Source organism: Stenotrophomonas sp. 05L44_2 (assembly GCF_056665995.1).
Window position 1 is genome coordinate 1 of the sequence record NZ_JBFTNR010000839.1, and the last position, 1636, is coordinate 1636.

Sequence of the window (1636 nt, forward strand, 5' to 3'; positions counted from 1 at the left end):
GCGTACACCTGCTATGGAGCGAACCGGCGCATGCACCCGGCCAGAGCTGGGCAGGCTTCCGCTTCCTGACCCTGTCACGCGAGCATCGGCAGCTGCTGCGCCGGTGGATCGGCGAAGACAGCGACGAGGCACCGGTTTCGACGGGCTGAGTGCCGGTTCCGGCACAGCGGATTGCGTCGGTATCCGGCAGAATCTAGGGCCGTTTTCCGTGTCGAGCCACCGCAATGATCCAGCAAGACCCCGGCGCCCTGTATCCCGACCACCTGGCCGTGCTGTGCCGACGCGCCGAGCAGGCGCTGGCACGCGGCGGCTTCGACCACCTGGTGGTGCCCAGCGGCACCCTGCACTACCAGGTCTTCGACGATCGTGACTATCCGTACGCGGTCAACCCGCAGTTCAAGGCTTGGCTGCCGCTGACCCGTGTACCCAACAGCTGGATCGTGTTCACCCCGGGCAAGCGTCCGGCGGTGATCTTCCACCAGCCGTTCGACTACTGGCATGTGGTGCCGGATGCACCGAGCGGCTGGTGGGTCGAGCACTTCGACATCCATATCATCCGCACGCCGGACGAAGCGCTGGCACTGCTGCCGCCCGACCCGGCGCGCTGCGCGATCCTGGGAGAGCCGCAGAGCGCGCTGGGCGCGTATGTGCCCAACAATCCGGCGCCGGTGGTGAACTACCTGGAATGGCACCGCGGCAGCAAGACGCCGTACGAAATCGCCCTGATGCGCCAGGCGCAGGTGCTCGGCGTGCGCGGCCATCGCGCGGCCGAAGCGGCGTTCCGCAACGGCGCCGACGAGTTCAGCATCCACATGGCGTACTGCCAGGCCGTGGGCCAGGACGCCACCGAGCTGCCGTACGGCAACATCGTGGCCTTGAACGAGCATGCGGCGGTGCTGCATTACACCGAACTGGGCCGCAAGGCACCGCAACCGCTGCGCAGCTTCCTGATCGATGCCGGCGCCAGCGCGCACGGCTATGCCAGCGACATCACCCGCACCTACGCCGCCGCCGGCCATGACGAGTTCGCCGCGATGATCGAAGCGGTCGATGCCGCGCAGCAGACGATGTGCGCGGCCGTGCGCCCGGGCTTCGACTACAAGCAGCTGCACGTGGATGCGCACCTGTCGCTGATGGGCGTGCTGAAGGACTTCGGCGTGATCAAGGTATCGCCGCAGACCGCGCTGGAAACCGGCGTCAGCGCCGCGTTCTTCCCGCATGGCATCGGCCACCTGATCGGCCTGCAGGTGCATGACGTGGCCGGTTTCGCGGCCAGCGATGAAGGCGGCCGCATCGAGCGTCCCGCCGGCCATCCGTACCTGCGCCTGACCCGCGTGCTGGAGCCGGGCATGGTGGTGACGATCGAGCCGGGCCTGTACTTCATCGACATGCTGTTGAACGAAGTGAAGGCCGCCGGTCATGGCGATGCGATCAACTGGGAGCGTGTGGACTTCTTCCGTCCGTACGGCGGCATCCGCATTGAAGACGAAGTGCTGTGCACTGATGGCGAAGCGGACAACCTGACGCGCCCGGTGTTTGCGGCGGCCAACGGCTGAGCCCCTCGTGGTTGGATGCTGAAATCAAAAGCCGCGGTTGGCGGGGCGGGTGGGCCATGCAGGGGACGCTGCAAGTACGT

At 67.0% G+C, this 1636-nt stretch carries 1 protein-coding gene and 1 pseudogene; both read left to right on the forward strand.

Annotated features, from left to right (window positions below; genetic code table 11):
* Positions 1 to 149: pseudogene (locus AC1VAN_RS21180) on the forward strand (PilZ domain-containing protein); the annotation flags it as partial.
* A 75-nt stretch (positions 150 to 224) separates the two neighbouring features.
* Positions 225 to 1556 carry a Xaa-Pro dipeptidase gene (gene pepQ / locus AC1VAN_RS21185; RefSeq protein WP_025874203.1) on the forward strand — a complete coding sequence of 444 codons (1332 nt, stop codon included), beginning with the start codon at positions 225 to 227 and terminating at the stop codon, positions 1554 to 1556.
* Positions 1557 to 1636 lie beyond the last annotated feature (80 nt).

Bases quoted from the DNA above. Each gene is read 5' to 3' on its own strand.
- pepQ (WP_025874203.1), top strand. From the start codon at position 225: ATGATCCAGCAAGACCCCGGCGCCCTGTATCCCGACCACCTGGCCGTG.